Raw genomic sequence first — 1,152 nt, 5'->3', positions numbered from 1 at the left:
GGGCCCGAGCAGGGCCAGGACCACCAGCGCCCAGGCCAGGCCCAGTGCTATCCACGGCAGCTTGCTGGTGCTGCCGCTGCCACCGCCCAGCAATACGCCATGGAAGGCGGGCGGCAAGATCATCTGCCAGCGCCCGGCGCGCTTGCGCCTGTGCCACAGCTTGTACAGCAGCCAGCCGAGCAGGGGCACGGCCAGCAACCACAGCGGGCGCAGCCATTGGGGCCACAGATCGATCATCGCCGCCTCCTCAGGCGCAGGCGCTTCAGGCGCTGGCGCCATTCCGGGTGCGGCTGCAGGAACCGCGGCTTGCGCAGCAGCCGTTGCAGCAGGTTGTCGGGCCATTGCACGGCCACCACCAGCAGCACGCTGAGCAGCAGGGCCAGGGCCAGGGGCCAGGAGTAGAGGGCCTGGGCCGTGCGTGCCTGGGTCGGTTGCTGGGCTACCGGCTCCAACTGATCAAGGGCGTCGCCGATGGCGTCCAGCTCGGCGCCGTCATGGGCACGGAAATAGGCACCGTGGGTGATGTCGGCGATTTCCTTGAGTGAGGCTTCATCCAGGTCCAGGCTCGGGTTGAGGCCAAGCAGGCCAGGTGTGCCACTGGCGTCGGGGTTGGCGCCGATGCCGATGGTGTAGATGCGTACCCCTTCCTGGGCGGCCAGACGAGCAGCGGTCAGCGGGTGGATTTGCCCACCGTTGTTGGCGCCGTCGGTGATCAGCACCAGCACCCGGCTTTGGGCCGGCCGTTGGCGCAGGCGCTTGACCGCCAGGCCAATGGCGTCGCCGATGGCAGTATTCTTGCCTGCGATGCCGATCTGCGCTTCGTCAAGGAAGGTGCGCACGGTGCGCCGGTCGAAGGTGAGTGGTGCCTGCAGGTACGATCAGGCCCACGCGGTCGCCTTCACGGTCTTGCAGAAAGTCGCCCATCAGTGCCTTGACCAGATCGAGGCGGCTGATGTCTTCGTTTTGCCACTGCATGTCGGGGAAGTCCATCGACCCGGACACGTCCACCGCCACCAGCAGGTCGCGGCCACTGGCAGCCACCGGTACCGGTTCGCCCAGCCACTGCGGGCGGGCGGCGGCGCATAGCAGCAACAGCCAGATGACCACGAAAGGCGCCTGCTGGCGCCAGGTGGGCAGGTTGAGGCGTGCGCG

Annotated in this window: 3 protein-coding genes; all 3 read right to left on the bottom strand. The window is 68.1% G+C overall.

What is annotated here, in order from left to right; translation table 11 throughout:
- The coding region (locus C4K88_RS18115) for a hypothetical protein (RefSeq protein ID WP_206604399.1) at positions 1 to 237 on the bottom strand (237 nt) is incomplete at its 3' end.
- The gene (locus C4K88_RS18110; RefSeq protein ID WP_206604398.1) at positions 234 to 839 is read right to left on the bottom strand and encodes a VWA domain-containing protein; all 606 of its coding nucleotides are present in this window, start codon (positions 837 to 839) and stop codon (positions 234 to 236) included. The genes C4K88_RS18110 and C4K88_RS18115, both read right to left, overlap by 4 nt.
- Positions 823 to 1,152, bottom strand: a 330-nt coding sequence (locus C4K88_RS18105) for a VWA domain-containing protein (RefSeq protein WP_206604397.1), incomplete at its 5' end; no start/stop codon positions are given. The genes C4K88_RS18105 and C4K88_RS18110, both read right to left, overlap by 17 nt.

This window comes from Arthrobacter pityocampae, from assembly GCF_002927275.1.
Taxonomy (GTDB): domain Bacteria; phylum Actinomycetota; class Actinomycetes; order Actinomycetales; family Micrococcaceae; genus Arthrobacter_D; species Arthrobacter_D pityocampae.
The sequence above is the reverse complement of the archived record's forward strand: the minus strand, read 5'-3'. Positions and strand labels throughout refer to the sequence as shown.